Here is a 19617-nt window from a genome sequence, read left to right on the forward strand (position 1 = left end):
TGCTCAATAGAGCATGGAGCGGGATTCTTCCAGGTCCAGGCACATGGCCTTGTTGTCCGGGTCTATCCCCAGCTTCTTGAAGGCCGGCACGCTGAAGGCGTCGATCCGCGACAGCGGGTGCTCGGTGTCCTTGTGGCAGTACAGGGTCGCCACCTGGACCAGGTCGACGTAGTCGATCCGGCTCGACTGGCGGCTGAAGTCCAGGTATTGCCCGGGGATCTCCACCAGTTGCTCGGGGAACTCCCAGACCCGCAGCAGCTTGTCTCCCAGCAACGGGTGGATGCGCTCGATCACGTGATTGAGGCTGACCGGGTCGGAGAGCAGTTCGTAGTGGTCTTCGGCGTAGGTAAGAATCGGCAGCACGCCGATCTGGTGCACCAGGCCGCCCAGGGCCGCCTGGTCCGGCTTGAGCTGGCTGTAGCTGCGGCACAGCGCATAACTGACCCCGGCCACCTCCAGGCTGCGGCGCCAGACATCGCGCATTTTCTGTTCCACCACTTCGGAGCGGGCGTTGAAGATCTGCTCCATCACCAGGCCGATGGCCAGGTTGCTGCTGTAGTTGACCCCCAGGCGGGTGATTGCCGTGTGCAGGTCGGTGACTTCCTGGGCCGCCCGTAGCAAGGGGCTGTTGACCACCTTGATCAGCCGCGCCGACAGCGCGGTATCGCGGCCTATCACCTTGCTCAGGGTACTGACGCTGATTTCCGGGTCTTCGGCGGCCTGGCGAATCTGCAGGGCCACCTCCGGCAGGGTTGGCAGAACCAGGTCATCGTTGCCGATGGCCTCCAGCAAATCCTGTTGGACCTTTTGCGCCAGCTCAGTCATGTAAGTTCTCTAGGGTGTTGCAAGAAAAGGCAGGCAATCAGCGCTGGATCTCGCGGTCGCGATCCAGCTGGTACGGCAGGTCCAGCAGTTGCAGGGTTGGCCCTTCGAGTGTTTCCAGGTGCAGTTCGCCCCCTTCCACCGCTTCGGCCTGCAGCACGGCCAGCAGTTCCACGCCCTGCTGCGCCCGGGCGGCCAGGACCACTTCGCCAATGGCGCTGTTGTGGCTGGGAGCGAACAGCGCAGTGCCTGGAACGGGGAGGGCGTCGCCAGGCAGGGCAAGGCGGTACAGGCGACGCTTGAGCTTGCCCAGGTACTGCATGCGGGCGACGATTTCCTGGCCGGTGTAGCAGCCTTTCTTGAAGCTGACGCCGCCAACGGCCTGCAGGTTGAGCATCTGTGGAATGAACAGTTCACGGGTCTCGGGCATGACTTGGCCGAGGCCCGCGCGGACTTGCCCCAGCAGCCACTGGTTCAGCTCGCCCTCGGGCAGTTGCGCGGCCAGTTGCTGGCGCAGGCTGGCGGCGCGCTCGGCCGGCACCCAGAGTTCGGCGCGCTGGCTGGATACGCGCAAGGCGATCAGGCCATCGGCGCGGGCCACGGAGCCGTCTTCCTCGGGCAGCTCAAGGCCCAGACCGCTCAGGGCGACCTGGGCATCGGCCAGGCCGAAACGCGCCCAACTGGCGCTTTCGTCGGCAAGCTTGGCCTTGGAGAACACCGCGTACTTCTTCAGGTCCGCCAGTTGCGGCTCGATCAGCTCGCGGGCCATGGCCAGTAGGCAGCCGTCGCCTTCCAGAAGGATGCGGAAGCTCGATTGCATGCGGCCTTTCTGATTGCAGCGGGCGCCGAGGCTGGACTGGCTGTCACTGAGGTAATTGAGGTTGCAGGTCAACTGACCCTGAAGGAATTTGCTGGCGTCAGGCCCGCGGACAGCGAGCACGCCTTCGTGGGAGAGGGGGCAGAAAAAAGCGGAGTCAGCCATGGTTCATCGCAGGGTAAAAAGTCTGGAGCACATCATAAGGGGGCGCCCCTGAAATGGATAGTTCACAAAGGATGGGTGGCCACCGACCAAAGCCGACTGTTCTCGTCTCCCCCGGGCTGTATACTTGCGCTCTATTTGAGGAGCGCTCCATGGTTGAAGATGTTGAACTGAATCGCCTCTACTGGCACAGCCGCCGCGGCATGCTTGAGCTGGACGTATTGCTGGTGCCGTTCGTCAGGGAGGTGTACCCGCATCTCAATGAGACCGACCGCGAGTGCTATCGCAAGCTGCTGGAGTGCGAGGATCAGGACATGTTTGGCTGGTTCATGGAGCGCAGCGAGTCCGAGGACCCCGAGCTGCAGCGCATGGTCCGCATGATTCTGGACCGTGTCCAACCCAAGTAGGTTGTTCGAATGCCGCTGGCGTGCCTCACGGCAACTGCTGGCGGCCTACCTGCTGGCCCAGGCGTTCGCCCTGGGCGCGTTTTTCCTGCTGGATCTTCCGTCTGTCGCCAGGTTCGTGGGGCTAGGGTTGTGCCTGCTGCACGCCGGCTGGGTGTTGCCGCGGCAGATTCTCTTGAGCCATCCACGGGCCTTCACCGGGTTGCGTCATTCGCCCGAAGGCTGGCAGCTGTGGAGTCGATCCGAGGGGTGGCAGGCCGTGCAGTTGCGCCCCGACAGCCTGGCGCTGCCATTGATCGTGGTGCTGCGTTTTCGGCTGCGGGGGGAGCGCTGGGTGCGCTCCCTCTGTGTGCCGCGGGACGCGCAGGCCGCCGACCAGCATCGGCGCCTGCGGCTGCGGCTCAAGTTCAGCCGGCGTAGGTGGGCGGCACCAGAATAGTGTCCCGGGCCTCGGGCAGCATCTGCGGGTAGTCCAGGGTGTAGTGCAGGCCGCGGCTCTCCTTGCGCTCCATGGCCGAGAGAATCATCAGTTCGGCCACCTGGGCCAGGTTGCGCAGCTCGATCAGGTCACGGCTGACCTTGTAGTTGCTGTAGAACTCGTCGATCTCGTCCAGCAACAGGCGCACCCGGTGCTGGGCCCGCTGCAGGCGCTTGTTGGTGCGCACTATGCCTACGTAGTCCCACATGAACCGCCGCAACTCGTCCCAGTTGTGCGCAATGATCACGTCTTCATCGGAATCGGTGACCTGGCTGGCATCCCAGGCGGGCAGGGCGATGGGGATCGACACCTGGGGCAGTTGCCGAAGGATGTCGGTCGCCGCCGAACGGGCGTAGACGAAGCACTCCAGCAACGAGTTGCTGGCCATCCGGTTGGCGCCGTGCAGGCCGGTGAAGCTGGTTTCGCCAATGGCGTACAGGCCCGGCACGTCGGTGCGGCCCTGTTGGTCCACCATCACCCCGCCGCAGGTGTAGTGCGCGGCCGGCACCACCGGGATCGGCTGCCGGGTGATATCGATGGAAAACTCCAGGCAACGCTCGTAAACGGTGGGGAAGTGGCTCTTGATGAAGGCTTCCGGCTTGTGGCTGATGTCCAGGTACACGCAGTCGATGCCCAGGCGCTTCATTTCATGGTCGATGGCCCGGGCCACGATGTCCCGTGGTGCCAGCTCGGCCCGAGGGTCGAAGCGCGGCATGAAGCGTTCGCCGTTGGGCAGCTTGAGGTGGGCGCCTTCGCCACGCAGGGCTTCGGTAATCAGGAAGCTCTTGGCCAATGGGTGATACAGGCAGGTGGGGTGGAACTGGTTGAATTCCAGGTTGGCCACCCGGCAGCCCGAGCGCCAGGCCATGGCGATACCGTCGCCGCAGGCACTGTCGGGGTTGCTGGTATAGAGGTAGACCTTGGCTGCGCCGCCGGAGGCGAGGATCACGAAGCGTGCGCCAAAGGTGTCGACCTGGCCGGTGCTGCGGTTGAGCACGTAGGCTCCCAGGCAGCGGTCGCCTTCCAGCCCCAGGCGTTTTTCGGTGATCAGGTCGACGGCGACCCGTTGTTCCAGCAATTCGATATTGGGGTGTTGCCGAGCCTGGGCCAGCAGGGTCTTGAAGATGGCCGCACCGGTGGCATCCGCCGCGTGGATGATCCGCCGGTGGCTGTGGCCGCCCTCGCGGGTCAGGTGGAATTCGAAGCTGTTGTCGTCGCTGCTGGAGTCTTCGTCGCGGGTAAAGGGCACGCCCTGGTCGATCAGCCACTGGATGGCCTCGCGGCTGTGTTCAACGGTAAAGCGCACCGCATCCTCGTGGCACAGGCCGCCGCCGGCATTGAGGGTGTCATCGACGTGGGATTCTACGGTGTCAGTATCATCCAGCACGGCCGCGACGCCGCCCTGGGCCCTGAATGTCGAGCCGTTGGCGAGGTCGCCTTTGCTCAAGACGGCAATACGCAGGTGGCTGGGCAGGGTCAGGGCCAGGCTCAAGCCGGCGGCACCGCTGCCAATCACCAGAACATCGTGTTGAAACTGTTGGCTCATTTGAAGGATTCCGCTCAAAGCGACCCGGGAAGGGGTTGGCGCAAGACGCCTGAATCGGCAAGTCAAAGCAGCCACACAGCCCACTAGTATATAGAGGGGGGGATCGGCACAATAGTCGCGCCTTCATGGCATTGTGCGACTTCACCGAGCAAAAGCGTTGCTCTCGGTCAGTCCGATATTCGGAGCATTCCAGCCTCTGGAGCGGCTGATCGAAGACATAGGGCGGTTTTTCTTGCCACCGTTACACAATCTTCGTCTGGCGCAGCTATAAAGATTGGGAACTTTTGCCAAGGCCCCAAACTCAATAGAAGGTTGCCTGAAAGAAGGGACAGCGTCGGTTATATCCAAGGTTTACAGTGTGTCCCTTGTGACAGAATTCGACGACAGGATTATTCGCGCAGCCGGCCTCGCCCGTGCTGCGTTTTTCGTGCGTGCCGGATCAGAGCCCGCAGGAAACTTGCTTGGAGGGGGAGAACTTTTGCGAAAAGCCCGAGTCTATGTTTGCAAGCCTGATCGTTTAGTGATGCAAGCCTCCTCCGAGCTTATCGAGGAGTGTTCATGCTAACCCAGGAAGAGGATCAGCAGCTGGTCGAGCGCGTTCAGCGTGGCGACAAGCGAGCGTTCGATCTGCTCGTGCTGAAGTACCAGCACAAAATTCTCGGGTTGATCGTGCGTTTCGTGCACGACACCCATGAAGCCCAGGATGTTGCACAAGAAGCTTTTATCAAGGCTTACCGTGCGCTAGGTAATTTTCGGGGTGACAGCGCGTTTTACACGTGGCTGTACCGTATCGCCATCAACACGGCGAAAAACTATCTGGTTTCACGCGGCCGCAGGCCGCCGGATAGCGATGTAAGTTCTGAGGATGCGGAGTTCTATGACGGCGATCATGGCCTGAAGGATCTCGAATCGCCGGAGCGTGCGTTGCTGCGGGATGAGATCGAGGGCACCGTCCATCGAACCATCCAGCAACTGCCTGAAGATTTGCGTACGGCCTTAACTTTACGTGAATTCGATGGTCTGAGTTACGAGGACATTGCGAGCGTCATGCAGTGTCCGGTGGGTACCGTGCGCTCCCGGATTTTCCGCGCTCGGGAAGCCATCGATAAAGCCCTGCAGCCGTTGTTGCAGGAAACCTGAGACAGCGGCGACAGCCAAGAGAGGAACCGCCATGAGTCGTGAAGCCCTGCAGGAATCGCTGTCCGCGGTGATGGATAACGAAGCGGACGAACTGGAATTGCGTCGGGTATTGAATGCCGTCGACGAAGTGGAAACCCGTGAGACCTGGGCCCGTTATCAAATCGCCCGGGCAGCCATGCACAAGGAGTTGCTGCTTCCGCGTCTGGACATCGCCGCTGCCGTTTCTGCAGCTCTGGCTGATGAGGCCGTGCCGGCCAAAGCCTCCCGCGGACCTTGGCGCAGCCTGGGCCGTCTGGCAGTAGCTGCCTCGGTGACCGTGGCCGTGCTGGCCGGTGTTCGCCTGTACAACCAGGACGAGATCGCAGGTGTCGAGCTGGCGCAGCAAACCGGCCAGCCCACCCTGGCGACTCCACAAGTCAAAGGGCCGGCAGTACTGGCCGGCTACAATGAAAGCTCGGAAGCTACTGGCCCCATGGCCAATGGCGTACTGCAAGGGCAGCCAGGCTGGCACGATCAGCGTCTGCCAAGCTACTTGCGCCAGCACGCCCAGCAAGCTGCACTCAAAGGCACTGAAAGCGCTCTGCCTTACGCCCGTGCGGCAAGCCTGGAAAACCGCTAAGGAGGATCATGCGCGCCATACCTCTATTAACGCTTCTGCTCAGTGGCTGGTTTGTGGTTCCAGCCCATGCCGACGAAGCCCAGGACTGGTTGCAGCGTCTTGGGCAAGCGGAACAGCAGCAAAGCTTTCAGGGCACTTTCGTTTACGAGCGCAACGGTAGTTTTTCTACCCATAACATCTGGCATCGCGTCCAGGATGGAAAGGTCCGTGAGCGGTTGATCCAGCTCGATGGGTCCGCTCAAGAGGTGGTGCGTGTCGATGGTCGTACCCAGTGCGTCAGTGGCGAGTTGGTGGCAGGTCTCGGGGATTCCCCTGACGGTGCCGCCCGAGCCCTGGACCCGCAAAAACTCAAGAATTGGTACAACCTTGCTGTCATCGGCAAGTCGCGCGTGGCCGGTCGCCAGGCGGTGATCGTTTCGGTCACGCCCAAGGACCAGCACCGCTATGGTTTCGAGCTGCACCTGGATCGTGAGACCGGGCTGCCGCTCAAGTCCCTGTTGCTCAACGACAAGGGGCAGTTGCTGGAGCGCTTCCAGTTCACTCGCCTGGATACTGCGGATGTGCCTGACGACGTCGAGTTGCGTCCCAGCGCTGGCTGCAAGCCGGTGTCTCTGGACAGCGACAAGGCCTCGGCGGTCAAGACTGTGCAAACCTGGCATTCCGACTGGCTGCCTCCGGGCTTCGAATTGACCAGCAGCAGTGCCCGCAAGGATCCGGAAACCAAATCCATGGTCAACAGCCTGCTGTATGACGATGGTCTTGCGCGCTTTTCGGTGTTTCTCGAGCCGCTCAACGGCGCGACGGTCACCGATACCCGCACTCAGCTCGGACCTACGGTGGCTGTATCACGCCGCCTGACTACCCCCGATGGCGAGATGATGGTCACGGTGGTCGGGGAGATCCCCATTGGTACTGCTGAACGTATTGCGCTGTCGATGCGTTCCGATACCACTGCCAAGCAATGAGCCTTTGTTGGTTGTGTAAGAGGTCAGTGATGCCCGCTCCACAATTGAGAAGATGAAATGTTTGGTCAGCAATTTCATTTGCAAAATTCCCAGAGTTTTTCTATAGGTCAGAACCCCCTCGGTTCTGACCTTATTTGTCGTTCCTGGAACAAAGATGCCGTCCCTGCAGTTTCGGTATTTGCTGTTCCATATCGCTTAACCACGCTCGTCGTAACGGGAGCCGTATGTCGATACCACGCTTGAAGTCCTACTTCACCATTCTTGCCACCGTGCTGGTGCTTGGGCAGGCCGTTTCTGCCCAGGCGGCCGAGCTGCCTGATTTCACCCAGCTGGTCGAGCAGGCCTCGCCTGCGGTGGTGAACATCAGTACCACGCAGAAACTGCCGGACCGCCGGGTTTCCAATTCGGCGCAGATGCCCGACCTCGAAGGCCTGCCGCCAATGCTGCGCGAGTTCTTCGAACGGGGCATGCCCCAGCCTCGCTCTCCGCGTGGGGATCGTCAGCGCGAAGCGCAGTCGCTGGGTTCCGGGTTCATCATCTCCGCGGACGGTTACATCCTCACCAACAACCACGTGATCGCCGATGCGGACGAAATTCTTGTGCGTCTGGCCGATCGCAGTGAGCTGAAAGCCAAGCTGATCGGTACCGATCCACGCTCCGACGTAGCACTGCTGAAAATCGATGGCAAAGACCTGCCTGTGCTGAAACTGGGTAAATCCCAGGACCTCAAGGCCGGCCAGTGGGTGGTGGCCATCGGCTCGCCGTTCGGCTTCGACCATACCGTGACCCAGGGTATCGTCAGTGCCATCGGTCGCAGCCTGCCGAACGAAAACTACGTGCCGTTCATCCAGACCGACGTGCCGATCAACCCGGGCAACTCCGGTGGCCCGCTGTTCAACCTGGCCGGTGAAGTGGTGGGGATCAACTCGCAGATCTACACCCGCTCCGGTGGTTTCATGGGCGTGTCTTTCGCCATCCCGATCGATGTGGCGATGGACGTTTCCAACCAGCTGAAAACCGGTGGCAAAGTCAGCCGTGGCTGGCTTGGCGTGGTAATCCAGGAGGTCAACAAGGACCTGGCTGAATCCTTCGGCCTGGAGAAACCGGCCGGCGCGCTGGTTGCACAGATCCAGGATGATGGCCCGGCGGCCAAGGGCGGCCTGCAAGTGGGTGACGTGATCCTCAGCCTCAATGGCCAGCCCATTGTCATGTCGGCCGACCTGCCGCACCTGGTAGGCGCGCTGAAGGCCGGGGCCAAGGCCAACCTGGAAGTGATCCGCGACGGCAAGCGCAAGAATGTCGAGCTGACCGTCGGCGCTATTCCTGAAGAAGACAAAGACCTGAGCATGCTGCCCAAGTCGGGTGTCGAGCGCAGCAGCAACCGTCTGGGTGTAGCGGTGGTCGAGCTCAACGATGAGCAGAAGAAAGCCTTCGACCTCAAGGGCGGGGTGGTCATCAAGGAAGTCCAGGACGGTCCTGCGGCGCTGATCGGCTTGCAGCCGGGCGACGTGATCACTCACCTGAACAATCAGGCGATCACTTCGGCGAAGGAGTTCACTGAAATCGCCAAGGCATTGCCGAAGAACCGCTCGGTGTCCATGCGGGTACTGCGTCAGGGGCGAGCCAGCTTCATCACCTTCAAGCTGGCCGAGTAATTCGCCAGCCCCTGAGGTTGCCCAATAAAAAGCCCGCCTCGTAAGAGGCGGGCTTTTTTGTGGTTTGCGTCAATGTCAGCGCATCATGTCCTTGACCATCTGTTCCTGGTCCATCATCTCGCGCTGGCGAGCGTCGATCCTCGACGACAGGGGGAAGTTGCTGCCGGCCCGGCGCTTGGCGAAGTCCAGCTGCTGGATGGCCTGGCGATAGTCGCCCACCAGGGCGAAGTACTCGGCTCGGGCCTGGTGCAGGCCGATGATATTGCCCGACAGGCCGCGGGTTTCCGCCACCAGGTACCAGACATCCGGGTCGTCCGGGCGGCTTTTCAGCAGGCCTTCCAGGGCCTTTTCGGCATCGGCCGGGCGGTTCTGCTTGAGCAGCAGGTCCACGCGGATCTGGTTCAAGGGGTAGTTGCCCGGGTACAGGTTGAGCATCCTTTCGACCCGAGCCTGCGCGTCCGGCAGGCGGCTGTTGGCCATGTCCAGTTCGATCTGAGCCAGGTTGTAGGTCACGTCGTTGGGCGACTTGGCCAGCAGGGGCTTGAGGTTTTCCCGTGCTTCGTTCCACTGGCTGCCCTTGATCTGGGCGATGGCCAGGCCGTAGCGAGCGATGTCGTTCTTCGGGTTCTCATCGAGCTGCGCGCGAAAACGCTTGGCGGCCAGCCCTGGCGATTCCTCATAGGTCAGTTGCACCCGGGCGCGGATCAACTGGTAGCGCAGGCTGTCTTCGGTGCCGCCTTGCCGGGCCTGTTCCGCACGGTTGCGGGTGTCGGCGATCCGCGATTCGGTCACCGGGTGAGTCAGGAGAAATTCCGGCGGCTTGGCATCGAAGCGGTACTGGCGCATCAGGCGTTCGAACATGGTGGGCATCGAGCGCGGGTCGTAGCCGGCCTTTTCCAGGTTGAGGATGCCGATGCGGTCGGCTTCCTGCTCGTTCTGCCGGGAGAAGCGCCGCTGTTCCTGGATGGCTGCGGCCTGGGTGCCGGCGATGGTGGCGATCCCCGCGTCCCCGGCGCCAGCTGCGGCAATCACGATCCCGGCCAGCAGGGCGGCCATCATCGGCACCTGCATGCGCTGCTGGGCTTCGACCCCCCGGGCGAAGTGGCGCTGGGAAAGGTGCGCCAGTTCGTGTGCCAGCACCGAGGCGTACTCGCCTTCGGTCTGGGCATTGAGGAACAGCCCGCCATTGACCCCGATGATTCCCCCGGGAGCGGCGAAGGCGTTGAGCTGCGGGCTGTTGATCAGGATGAACTCCAGGCGCCGGTCATTGACCTGGCTGGTTTCCACCAGTTTGTAGACGCTGGTTTCGACATAGTCCTTGAGTTGCGGGTCGTTGAGCTGCGAAACCTGGCTGCGCAGCAACGCCAGCCAGGCACGGCCCAGTTGGTATTCCTGTTGCGGAGAGACAATGGCTGAACTGGCATCACCAAGTGACGGCAGGTCGTCGGCGAAGCCCGGTGAGGCGAGCAGGCAAGCGAGCGTCAGCAGGGTAGGGCGCAATACATTCATGCACAAAGCCTTAATCGACAAAGGCTCTACTGTAGCTGGACACCTGGCCGGGGACCAGACAAAGCCAGTGAAAACTCTGAGGATAAAAAGTGCTTTTGGGTAAATTCCGGCGTCTATCTGATCGTGGCTCCGGCAGCGCGCGGCAGTGCTCTGGTGTCGGCCTTCTTTATTGCCGGCGAGCCTGGCTTGCAGGGTATTCTAGACACCTTGAATTGATGATCGGAGTAACCCAATGACCGATGTTGTCGCCCATGATGCCGAGCTGGACGCCAGCGGCCTGAACTGCCCGCTGCCGCTGCTCAAGGCCAAGATGGAACTCAATCGCCTGGCCAGTGGCGCGGTACTCAAGGTCATTGCCACCGATGCCGGCTCCCAGCGTGACTTCCGCACTTTCGCCCGCCTGGCCGGTCATACCCTGCTGCGTGAAGAGGATGAGGCCGGGGTGTATCGCTACTGGTTGAAAAAGGCCTGAGCGCAGTCTGCCCTTGAGGGCCTTCATCTAAGGAACATCGATGTTCAAAGTGCTACGTGACTGGATCCAGCGCTACTTCTCGGATGAAGAGGCGGTGGTGCTGGCCGTTCTGCTGTTTCTGGCCTTCACTGCCGTCCTGACCCTGGGCGGCATGCTCGCGCCGGTGCTGGCGGGGATGGTCCTGGCCTACCTGATGCAGGGGCTGGTGGTGAGCCTGGAGCGGCTGCGCCTGCCTGGCGGGGCGGCCGTGGGGCTGGTGTTCGCGCTGTTCATGGGGCTGCTGCTGGTGTTCATCCTGGTGGTGGTGCCGTTGCTCTGGCATCAGTTGATCACCCTGTTCAACGAGCTGCCGGGCATGCTCGCCAAGTGGCAGTCGCTGTTGCTGCTGTTGCCCGAGCGCTACCCGCATCTTGTGTCCGACGAGCAGGTGCTGCAGGCCATCGAAGTGGCCAGGGGCGAGATCGGCAAGTTCGGCCAGTGGGCGCTGACCTTCTCCCTGTCCAGCCTGCCCTTGCTGGTGAACATCATGATCTACCTGGTACTGGTGCCGATCCTGGTGTTCTTCTTCCTCAAGGATCGGGCGATGATCAGCCGCTGGGTGATCAGCTATCTGCCCCGCGAACGTACGCTGATTACTCGCGTGGCCCATGAAATGAACCGGCAGATCGCCAACTACATTCGCGGCAAGGTCATCGAGATCGTCATCTGTGGCGGGGTGACCTACATCGCCTTCGTCGCCCTGGGCCTGAATTATGCGGCCCTGCTGGCTCTGCTGGTGGGGATCTCGGTGGTGGTGCCCTATGTCGGCGCCGTGGTGGTAACGGTACCGGTGGCGCTGATTGCGCTGTTCCAGTGGGGCTGGAGCGATCAGTTCATCTACCTGATGGCGGTCTACGGGATCATCCAGACCCTGGATGGCAACGTGCTGGTGCCGCTGCTGTTCTCCGGCGCGGTGAACCTGCACCCGGTGGCGATCATCTGTGCGGTGCTGCTGTTTGGCGGGCTGTGGGGGTTCTGGGGGATATTCTTCGCGATTCCCCTGGCGACCCTGTTCAAGGCGGTGCTGGATGCCTGGCCCAGGAAGGACCCGGTGGTGGCACCTCTACTCTAGATACGCGGGGCGGCTGATACAGCCGCCCCGGTCATTTCAGGCCTTGTTCAGGGCCTGGGCCGCGGCCAGTACGGCGTCGACGTGCCCGGGTACCTTCACCCCGCGCCATTCCTGGCGCAACACACCGTCCTTGTCGATCAGGAAGGTGCTGCGGTCCACGCCCAGGTATTCCTTGCCGTAGAGCTTCTTCAGCTTGATCACGTCAAACAGCTGGCAGACGGCTTCGTCCTTGTCGCTGATCAGCTCGAAGGGGAATTCCTGCTTGCACTTGAAGTTCTCGTGGGACTTCAGGCTGTCGCGGGAAACGCCGAAGACTTCGGTGTTGGCAGCCTGGAAGGCTGTGTATTGATCGCGAAAGCCCTGGCCCTCGGTGGTGCAGCCCGGGGTGCTGTCCTTGGGATAGAAGTAGATCACCACTTGCTTGCCCTTGAGGCCGGACAGGCTGACGGTCTGCCCGCTGGTGGCGGGGGCCTGGAAATCGGCAATAGGTTGATCGATAGCAACGGCCATGGGGCTTCCTTACATAGGGTTCTGTGGGCGCCAGGGTTCGATCAGCGCGTCGAGGTTCATGGCATCGGCAAAGTCCAGGAACTGGTCGCGCAGCCAACTGATCTGGGTGCCGGCGGGCAGGGTCACGGTAAAGGTGGCATTGAGCATGGTGCCGCCGGTCTGTGGAGCCTGGTAGGTATCGCAGGTGAGGTTTTCCAGCTCGACCTGATGGTCGATGAAGAACTGGCACAGCTCATTGACGATGTCCGAGCGGTACGCGGCGCTGACGTAGGCCACATAAGGCAGGGCTTGGGGGCGGCTTTCCAGGGCGGCGCTGCGCACCACGTTGACCGTGAAGGCATGCTTCTTGGCCAGGAACGGCAGGCTGCTTTCCAGGCGCGCCAGGGCGTCCCAGCTGCCGGAAATCTCCAGAACCAGCGCGCTGCACTCGCCATGCCGGGTCAGGCGCGACGTCACCACGGCGCAGCGGTTTTCATGGCTGGCGCGGCACAGGACGTTGGTCAGCTCCATGGGGTTGGCGCCGAGGGCACTGATGACAAGGAATTGTTCGCGAACTGTGGGGGTGGACATGCAGCATTCCTAAAGCGATGAGCGGTCGGTACTTTTTTGACAAGCCTGTACCGGGCAAGCGTCGCCGGCGGAACTTCAAGGCCTCGGACCACAAGCCGGCGACTGGCCCCGAAACGCTCGGAACACAGGCTGGCAACGCGGGAATGGGGCTTTGCAGATCCAACAGGCAGGCGATAACCCGGTCTACACGCTTATCAGTAGCGATCAAAGCCTGAAGGGTAGCGAAAACCATCGCTCAGGGGAATGCTCATGGCGCGGGACTTCGCTTGTGCAAGGAACTTGGCGCCAGTACCATTACCGCTCTCTTTTTCCGGCAGGAGCGGTTGCATGATTGCGGGCAGTATGGTGGCACTGGTCACACCCATGGATGCACAGGGAAATCTCGACTGGGACAGCCTGAGCAAACTGGTGGACTTCCACCTGCAAGAGGGCACCAACGCCATCGTGGCGGTCGGCACCACAGGTGAGTCGGCCACCCTGGATGTGAACGAGCACATCGAAGTGATTCGTCGGGTGGTCACCCAGGTTGCAGGGCGCATTCCAGTGATCGCCGGTACCGGCGCCAACTCGACGCGCGAAGCGATCGAGCTGACCACCAATGCGAAGATCGCCGGCGCCGATGCGTGCCTGCTGGTGACCCCGTACTACAACAAGCCGACCCAGGAAGGCCTGTACCAGCATTTCCGCGCCATTGCCGAGGCCGTGGACATCCCGCAGATCCTCTACAACGTTCCGGGCCGCACCGCATGCGACATGCAGGCCGAGACCGTGATCCGCCTGTCCAGCGTGAAGAACATCATCGGGATCAAGGAAGCCACCGGCGACCTGCAGCGCGCCAAGGCCATCCTGGCCGGCGTGCCCGGCGATTTCCTGGTGTACTCCGGCGATGACGCCACCGCAGTCGAGCTGATCCTGCTGGGCGGCAAGGGCAATATCTCGGTGACCGCCAACGTCGCGCCACGGGCCATGAGCCAGATGTGCGCCGCGGCCATGGCCGGCGATGCCGCCAAGGCCCGGGAGATCCACGAGACCCTGATGCCGCTGAACAAGACTCTGTTCATCGAATCCAACCCTATTCCCGTGAAATGGGCCCTGCACGAAATGGGCTTGATGCCGGACGGTATCCGTCTGCCGCTCACCTGGCTCAGTGCCGCCTGTCACGAACCGCTGCGGCAGGCCATGCGCCAGTCCGGCGTCTTGGTTTAATTGAGGAAGTACAACGCATGAAGCGAATGGCCGGACTTTCCGCACTTGCCTTGATTATCTCCAGCACCAGTGGCTGCGGTTGGATCTGGGGCCCGGAAGGCTACTTCCGTGACCGGGGTAGCGATTACCTGCAAGCGCAACAAACAGCACCGATGCAATTGCCGCCGGATGTACAGACCGCCAAGCGTCTGGACCCTCTGCTGCCGATTCCGCGCAACGTGGCCGACGACAACGTCAAGGGCGAGTACGAAGTGCCTCGCCCACAGCCGCTGTCGGCCATTGCCGATGCCAGCGACTACACCCTGCAAAAGAGCGGCGATTCGCGTTGGGTCATGGCCCAGCATCCACCGGCCGAAGTCTGGCCAGTGGCGGTGCAGTTCTTCCAGGACAACGGTTTCCGCCTGGATCAACAGCGCCCGCAAACCGGTGAGTTCACCACCGGCTGGCAGCGTTCCGACGAACTTTCCGCTGCCGTGGCCAAGCGCCTGAGCAGTGCCGGCGTCGCCGCCGACAGCGAAACCCGTGTGCGGGTACGCATCGAGCCAGGCGTGCAGCGCAACACCAGTGAAGTCTATGTGGTCAGTGCCGAGCGTCCCGCCGGCAGCACTGCCGACGTGGAATTCACCAACCGTTCGGTCAACACCGGCCTGGACGCAGCGCTGGTGGACGACATGCTGGCAAGCATGAGCCGCACCTCCGAGAAGGGCGGTTCGGTGTCTCTGCTGGCGGCCCGCGATTTCGATACCCCGAGCCGAGTCAGCCTCAGCGAGGATGGCAGCGGCAACCCGGTGCTGAACCTGGGCGCCGACCTCGATCGCGCCTGGTCCAGCGTTGGCCGTGCCCTGGAACAGGGTGAATGGCGGGTTGAGGACATCAACCGCAGCCTGGGCCTGTACTACATCAACCTGGCGGAAAAAGCCGAGAAGAAAGACGACGAGCCGGGCTTCTTCGGCAAGTTGTTCGGCAGCAAGCCGGCCAAGGAAGAGGTCGAAGCCCGTGCCGAGCGCTATCAGGTTCGCCTGAGCAAGGTAGGCGAGAACGTCCAGGTCACCGTCGAGAAGAACATCAACACCGTGGCGCCGGCCGATGTGGCACGCAAGGTGTTGGGCGTGATTCAGGACAACCTGGGCTGATCCGATGCGTTTTGCCGTTCTCGGCAGTGGTAGCCAAGGGAATGGCACGCTGATCGTCAGTGCCGACACCTGCGTTCTGGTGGATTGTGGTTTCTCCCTGCGGGAAACCGAGCGGCGCCTGCTGCGTCTGGGAGTCGATCCCGCGCAGTTGAGCGCCATCCTGGTAACCCACGAACATGCCGACCACGTGCATGGCGTGGGTTTGCTGTCTCGGCGCTACAATCTACCGGTCTACCTCAGCCAGGGCACGTTGCGCGGGATGCGCAAACCGGTGGAGGTCGCGGGTTTTGTCCGCGGTGGCGAGTCGCTGCAGATCGGCGCCTTGCGCATCGACGTGATTGCCGTGGCCCACGACGCCCAGGAACCTACGCAATTTGTCTTCAGTGATGGCCAGCGGCGCTTCGGCCTGCTGACCGACCTCGGCTCCTACTGCGCCGGGGTGCTGGACGGCTACCGTGGCCTGGATGCCTTGATGATCGAGGCCAACCATTGCCGGGATCGGCTGGCACGGGGTTATTACCCGTACTTTCTCAAGCAGCGGGTTGGCGGCGACCTGGGACATTTGAACAACCATCAGGCCGCAAGCCTGGTGGCCGAATTGGGATGGCAGGACCTGCAGCACCTGGTCCTGGCTCATCTGAGCAGCAAGAACAACCTGCCGCAGCTGGCCCGGCAATGTTTTGTCGACACCCTCGGGTGCGACCCGGACTGGCTGCAACTGGCCGATCAAGATTCAGGGCTCGACTGGCGCCACATCGCCTAGCCCACCTACTTAGCAAGCGGAGCCCATCATGGAAAAACGTGAAGAACTCTACCGCGGCAAAGCCAAATCGGTTTACAAGACCGACGACGCCGACCGCTTGATCCTGCTGTTTCGCAACGACACCTCGGCGTTCGACGGCAAGCGCATCGAGCAGCTGGACCGCAAGGGGATGGTGAACAACAAGTTCAACGCCTTCATCATGCAGAAACTCGAAGCCGCCGGCGTGCCGACCCAGTTCGACAAGCTGCTGGGCGACAACGAATGCCTGGTTAAGAAGCTCGACATGATTCCGGTGGAGTGCGTGGTGCGCAACTACGCCGCCGGCAGCCTGGTCAAGCGCCTGGGCGTGGAAGAGGGCATGAAGCTCAACCCCTACACCTTCGAGCTGTTCCTCAAGGACGACGCCAAGGGCGACCCGTTCATCAACGAATCCCACGTGGTGGCATTCGGCTGGGGTACTGCCGAGCAACTGGCGCGCATGAAAGAGCTGTCGCTCAAGGTCAATGAAGTGCTGAGCAAGCTGTTCGATGACGCCGGCCTGCTGCTGGTGGACTTCAAGCTGGAGTTCGGCGTGTTCAGCGACGGCTCCATCGTTCTGGGCGACGAGTTCAGCCCGGACGGTTGCCGTCTGTGGGACAAGGACACCAAGAAGAAGATGGACAAGGACCGCTTCCGCCAGGGCCTGGGCGATGTGATCGAAGCCTACGAAGAAGTGGCCCAGCGCCTCGGCGTACCGCTGTAATCGACGCAAGCATCTGATAGCACGGAAAAAAATTGCTCGGGGGGCTTCGCTTCGAGCAAAGGTGCTGTTATGATGCGCGCCGTTGGAGAGATGCCAGAGTGGCCGAATGGGACGGATTCGAAATCCGTTGTACCTTCACCGGTACCTAGGGTTCGAATCCCTATCTCTCCGCCATTATTTAGCCTAAAGGCCCCGCTTTGCGGGGCCTTTTTGCATTCTGCGGTTTCTGTTCCCCCATCTGTTCCCCCCATGTGGATTTTGAAAAGTTATCCGTGTCGTTAGGTGGCTTGGGATCTAGTGCTTTACCGTGTTGGCGAGTGCGTCAGGCTCCAGGGTCGTCTGTGTCGCATTGGCACTGCCATAGCGTTCTCTAGCGCATGTTGACTGTCGGCGCTGATTGAAAACTGACCCACCCTGCCGATTGAAAATTGACCCAGGGCGGATTGCTGATTTGACATCAGCAATTATGGATAAGCTTAGCAATCGTGTCCCGGAGGAAGAGGCATTAAGCCCCACCGCATGTGGGCATGCGGCAGGGTATTTTCGGTGCAGATCAAAACAGCTCATCGTCCTCGGCACCATCATCGTCTTTGCGCTTTCGTTCACGTGACTTGATCTTCGTCTGGGCGACCAAGCTGCTGTGTTGCAGGCGGTAGGACTCGTTGCCCGTTTCGACGACGTGGCAGTGGTGTGTCAGCCGATCCAGCAACGCCGTGGTCATCTTGGCGTCACCAAACACACTCGACCATTCCGAGAAGCTGAGGTTGGTAATGATCACCACGCTGGTGTGCTCGTACAGCTTGGACAGCAAGTGAAATAACAGGGCACCACCGCTCTGGCTGAAGGGCAAATACCCCAGTTCATCGAGTATCACCAAGTCTGTTCGTAACAGCCCTTGAGCTATGCGGCCCGTCTTGCCGTCGTACTTTTCGCGCTCCAGCAGATTGACCAGATCCACCATGGAGTAGAAGCGCCCGCTTTTGTGATGCGTCGTGATCCCGGACACAGCCAAGGCAGTGGCGAGATGTGTTTTGCCTTTGCCAGGCCCGCCGATGAACACCACATTCTGCGCGGTATCGGTGAACTCCAGGTTGGACAGATCCCTGACCAGGCGGGCGTCTGCGCTGGAAGCGCTAAAGTCGAAGCCGGCCAAATCACGATGCATGGGGAGTTTGGCCATATTCATCTGGTGGTTCACTGAGCGCACCGCTCGATCCGCATGTTCTTGTTGGAGGAGATGCGCAAGCAGCCATTTCGACGAGGTCGTTGAGGCTTCGCCTTGCGAGGCCAGTTCTTCCCAGGCGCTGGCCATACCATGCAGACGCAGTTCTTTGAGTTCCGCCTTAAGATCACGCATTGCGAGTCTCCTCATCGGTGGTACGGAGCCGGTCGTACCGTGCCGTATTGGCGACAGGCACTATCTTGAGTTGAAGGCTGGTTTCGGCGGACGGTGGGGCTGCTGTCGATGTCAGTCGAGCCGGGACATTCAGGATGTGGTCAGCACTCAAGCTGCCTGATTCAAGTACCAATTCCACCGCCACCAACACGGCATCGAGCCCGGCGATGGGCACAGCCGCCAGTACCTGCGTCATGATTCGATCACCGTTGGTGTGACGCCTCAGACCGCGTTTTAGCAGTTGCAAAGGCTCCGGCAGATCAGCAAACGGAGCGCCATTGCGCAGCGCTCCGGGCTTGCGCTCGATAAGCGGAATGGAATGCTGCCAGTCAAAACTGACCTGATCTCGATCAAACAGGCGCTCATGACTGGCAATCGTCGTTTCATCGGCGATGACTACAATCCGGGAAGGATACAGACGGCTGCTGATCCACTGGCCGACCCGCTCACACGGCACCGAATAGCGATTTCGCGCCACGCTGATCAGACAGGTGCTGGAGACCCGTACGGTGCGCTCGACGTAGCTATCAAAGGCCGTCGGCATCGACATCATTTCGACCCGTTCCAACTCCAAGACGTCCGCCACCGTCAGCCCGTTGTACTGCGGGTGCACCAGCTCGCTCCAGAGCGCACGACAGCGTTTGCCGAGCCAGGCATTCAGTTCCTCGAAGGTGTGGAATATGCAGTTTTGAGCATCGAGCCAGATGCGCCGCCGGCTGTCTTGGACGTTCTTTTCAACGATGCCTTTTTCCCAGCCGGAGGCCACGTTGCAGAAGTCCGGATCGAATAGGTAGTGGGCACACATGACGGCAAACCGGGCATTGACCATGCGGCCTTTACCCTTGTTGACCTTATCGGCAGCGGTCTTCATGTTGTCGTAGATGCCACGACGCGGCACCCCACCTAACGCACCAAACGAGCGGGTATGGGCATAGAACAGCATCTCGTGGCCTTGGCTGGGATACGCAACCAACCAAAATGCGCGACTGGCGTACACCTTCATATGGGAGACCTGGATGCGTCGGAACAGGCCGCCAATCAGCAGATCTTCTTCGCTCCAGTCGAATTGAAAGGCCTCGTCGAGTGCAAAGGTCAGCGGTACGAAGGCCCGTAACGATTTGCCTTGCTCACCGCGCCACGAGCGTATGAAGGCGGTGAGCTGGCTGTAGCCGCCGTCGTAACCCAGAGCCTTGATCTGTTCGAAGAGTGCTTTGGCGCTTCTGCGGTTGTGCTTTGCCCGAAACGAATCGGCCTTGAGCGCCTGCTCCAGCGTCTCGTGAAATGGACTGAGTTTGTTGAAGGTTGCGCACCGTTGGTACGCCGGCTGAGTGGCTTCGGGTGCTCTGACCCATTTTCGAATGGTGTTTCTCGACAGCCCGGTACGCTTGGCTATCTGGTGCAGCGAGAGCTTGTCGCGGAAGTACATCCGCCGGATTTTTCCCAACATTTCCATGCTGATCACCCTGTGTTCTCCTGCTCGGAAAGTGAGCAGAAGCAGTTGAACACCTGGGTCAGTTTTCGGTCAGCGGCAACATTCTGGGAAGCCTGTCAGCATATCAGGTTGGAAAGGAGCCCAGCCGGTCCTGTCTGCCTGAAT

The 19617-nt window shown here is 61.1% G+C and carries 20 protein-coding genes and 1 tRNA gene; 13 read left to right on the forward strand and 8 right to left on the reverse strand.

Annotated features, from left to right (window positions below; genetic code table 11):
• Positions 1-3 precede the first annotated feature (3 nt).
• Together AC1RL5_RS09295 and ygfZ are read right to left on the reverse strand one after the other, a co-directional pair.
• Positions 4-825, reverse strand: coding sequence for an HDOD domain-containing protein (locus AC1RL5_RS09295; RefSeq protein WP_011059783.1), 822 nt, complete (start codon positions 823-825; stop codon positions 4-6).
• Positions 826-862: 37 nt separating this feature from the next.
• Positions 863-1804: a CAF17-like 4Fe-4S cluster assembly/insertion protein YgfZ gene (gene ygfZ, locus AC1RL5_RS09300; protein ID WP_011059784.1), complete on the reverse strand. Its 942-nt coding sequence runs from the start codon at positions 1802-1804 to the stop codon at positions 863-865.
• Between the two features lie 149 nt (positions 1805-1953).
• Between ygfZ and AC1RL5_RS09305 the strand changes: the two genes are divergently transcribed.
• Both AC1RL5_RS09305 and AC1RL5_RS09310 read left to right on the forward strand, forming a co-directional pair.
• Positions 1954-2208 carry an FAD assembly factor SdhE gene (locus tag AC1RL5_RS09305; RefSeq protein WP_011059785.1) on the forward strand — a complete coding sequence of 85 codons (255 nt, stop codon included), beginning with the start codon at positions 1954-1956 and terminating at the stop codon, positions 2206-2208.
• Positions 2192-2644: a protein YgfX gene (locus tag AC1RL5_RS09310; protein ID WP_093404195.1), complete on the forward strand. Its 453-nt coding sequence runs from the start codon at positions 2192-2194 to the stop codon at positions 2642-2644. Before AC1RL5_RS09305 ends, AC1RL5_RS09310 begins: the two co-directional genes overlap by 17 nt.
• On the opposite strand, the gene nadB is transcribed toward AC1RL5_RS09310, so the two are convergent.
• The gene (nadB, locus tag AC1RL5_RS09315; protein WP_093404192.1) at positions 2613-4229 is read right to left on the reverse strand and encodes an L-aspartate oxidase; all 1617 of its coding nucleotides are present in this window, start codon (positions 4227-4229) and stop codon (positions 2613-2615) included. The genes AC1RL5_RS09310 and nadB overlap by 32 nt on opposite strands.
• Before the next feature lie 558 nt (positions 4230-4787).
• Here nadB and rpoE point away from each other — a divergent pair.
• From rpoE to AC1RL5_RS09335, 4 genes are all read left to right on the forward strand, one after another.
• Complete coding sequence (gene rpoE, locus AC1RL5_RS09320) at positions 4788-5369, forward strand: RNA polymerase sigma factor RpoE/AlgU (protein ID WP_007930230.1); 582 nt, start codon at positions 4788-4790, stop codon at positions 5367-5369.
• Positions 5370-5400: 31 nt separating this feature from the next.
• The gene (locus AC1RL5_RS09325) at positions 5401-5988 is read left to right on the forward strand and encodes a sigma-E factor negative regulatory protein (RefSeq protein ID WP_011059788.1); all 588 of its coding nucleotides are present in this window, start codon (positions 5401-5403) and stop codon (positions 5986-5988) included.
• A gap of 8 nt (positions 5989-5996) precedes the next feature.
• A complete protein-coding gene (locus tag AC1RL5_RS09330; protein WP_011059789.1) occupies positions 5997-6953 on the forward strand; it encodes a MucB/RseB C-terminal domain-containing protein in 957 nt (318 codons plus the stop codon).
• 224 nt (positions 6954-7177) lie between these two features.
• Positions 7178-8608 carry a DegQ family serine endoprotease gene (locus AC1RL5_RS09335; protein ID WP_011059790.1) on the forward strand — a complete coding sequence of 477 codons (1431 nt, stop codon included), beginning with the start codon at positions 7178-7180 and terminating at the stop codon, positions 8606-8608.
• Between the two features lie 75 nt (positions 8609-8683).
• Here the strand turns inward: AC1RL5_RS09335 and AC1RL5_RS09340 are convergent, their stop codons facing one another.
• The gene (locus tag AC1RL5_RS09340; protein WP_492589261.1) at positions 8684-10117 is read right to left on the reverse strand and encodes a M48 family metalloprotease; all 1434 of its coding nucleotides are present in this window, start codon (positions 10115-10117) and stop codon (positions 8684-8686) included.
• Positions 10118-10349: 232 nt separating this feature from the next.
• On the opposite strand from AC1RL5_RS09340, the gene AC1RL5_RS09345 reads away from it, so the two are divergent.
• Positions 10350-10589 carry a sulfurtransferase TusA family protein gene (locus AC1RL5_RS09345; RefSeq protein WP_011059792.1) on the forward strand — a complete coding sequence of 80 codons (240 nt, stop codon included), beginning with the start codon at positions 10350-10352 and terminating at the stop codon, positions 10587-10589.
• A gap of 40 nt (positions 10590-10629) precedes the next feature.
• A complete protein-coding gene (locus AC1RL5_RS09350) occupies positions 10630-11700 on the forward strand; it encodes an AI-2E family transporter (protein ID WP_047284335.1) in 1071 nt (356 codons plus the stop codon).
• A 36-nt stretch (positions 11701-11736) separates the two neighbouring features.
• Here the strand turns inward: AC1RL5_RS09350 and AC1RL5_RS09355 are convergent, their stop codons facing one another.
• Together AC1RL5_RS09355 and AC1RL5_RS09360 are read right to left on the reverse strand one after the other, a co-directional pair.
• Positions 11737-12210, reverse strand: a complete 474-nt coding sequence (locus AC1RL5_RS09355; RefSeq protein WP_072451050.1) for a peroxiredoxin — start codon at positions 12208-12210, stop codon at positions 11737-11739.
• Between the two features lie 9 nt (positions 12211-12219).
• A complete protein-coding gene (locus AC1RL5_RS09360) occupies positions 12220-12780 on the reverse strand; it encodes a glycine cleavage system transcriptional repressor (RefSeq protein ID WP_011059795.1) in 561 nt (186 codons plus the stop codon).
• A gap of 327 nt (positions 12781-13107) precedes the next feature.
• On the opposite strand from AC1RL5_RS09360, the gene dapA reads away from it, so the two are divergent.
• From dapA to AC1RL5_RS09385, 5 genes are all read left to right on the forward strand, one after another.
• Positions 13108-13986, forward strand: coding sequence for a 4-hydroxy-tetrahydrodipicolinate synthase (gene dapA, locus AC1RL5_RS09365; RefSeq protein ID WP_011059796.1), 879 nt, complete (start codon positions 13108-13110; stop codon positions 13984-13986).
• 17 nt (positions 13987-14003) lie between these two features.
• Positions 14004-15119, forward strand: a complete 1116-nt coding sequence (gene bamC, locus AC1RL5_RS09370; protein ID WP_072451049.1) for an NlpB/DapX family lipoprotein — start codon at positions 14004-14006, stop codon at positions 15117-15119.
• Positions 15120-15123: 4 nt separating this feature from the next.
• Entirely contained in the window at positions 15124-15882 is a 759-nt protein-coding gene (locus AC1RL5_RS09375; RefSeq protein WP_011059798.1) for an MBL fold metallo-hydrolase, read from the forward strand.
• Between the two features lie 28 nt (positions 15883-15910).
• Entirely contained in the window at positions 15911-16624 is a 714-nt protein-coding gene (purC, locus tag AC1RL5_RS09380) for a phosphoribosylaminoimidazolesuccinocarboxamide synthase (protein ID WP_011059799.1), read from the forward strand.
• Between the two features lie 84 nt (positions 16625-16708).
• Positions 16709-16798, forward strand: a tRNA-Ser gene (locus AC1RL5_RS09385).
• Between the two features lie 379 nt (positions 16799-17177).
• On the opposite strand, the gene istB is transcribed toward AC1RL5_RS09385, so the two are convergent.
• The gene (gene istB / locus AC1RL5_RS09390) at positions 17178-17981 is read right to left on the reverse strand and encodes an IS21-like element helper ATPase IstB (RefSeq protein ID WP_093404189.1); all 804 of its coding nucleotides are present in this window, start codon (positions 17979-17981) and stop codon (positions 17178-17180) included.
• The gene (gene istA / locus AC1RL5_RS09395; RefSeq protein WP_106286594.1) at positions 17974-19473 is read right to left on the reverse strand and encodes an IS21 family transposase; all 1500 of its coding nucleotides are present in this window, start codon (positions 19471-19473) and stop codon (positions 17974-17976) included. The genes istB and istA overlap by 8 nt, the downstream gene beginning before the upstream one ends.
• Between the last annotated feature and the right edge of the window lie 144 nt (positions 19474-19617).

The sequence above is a fragment of the Pseudomonas sp. GW822-FHT06D10 genome, from assembly GCF_058799535.1.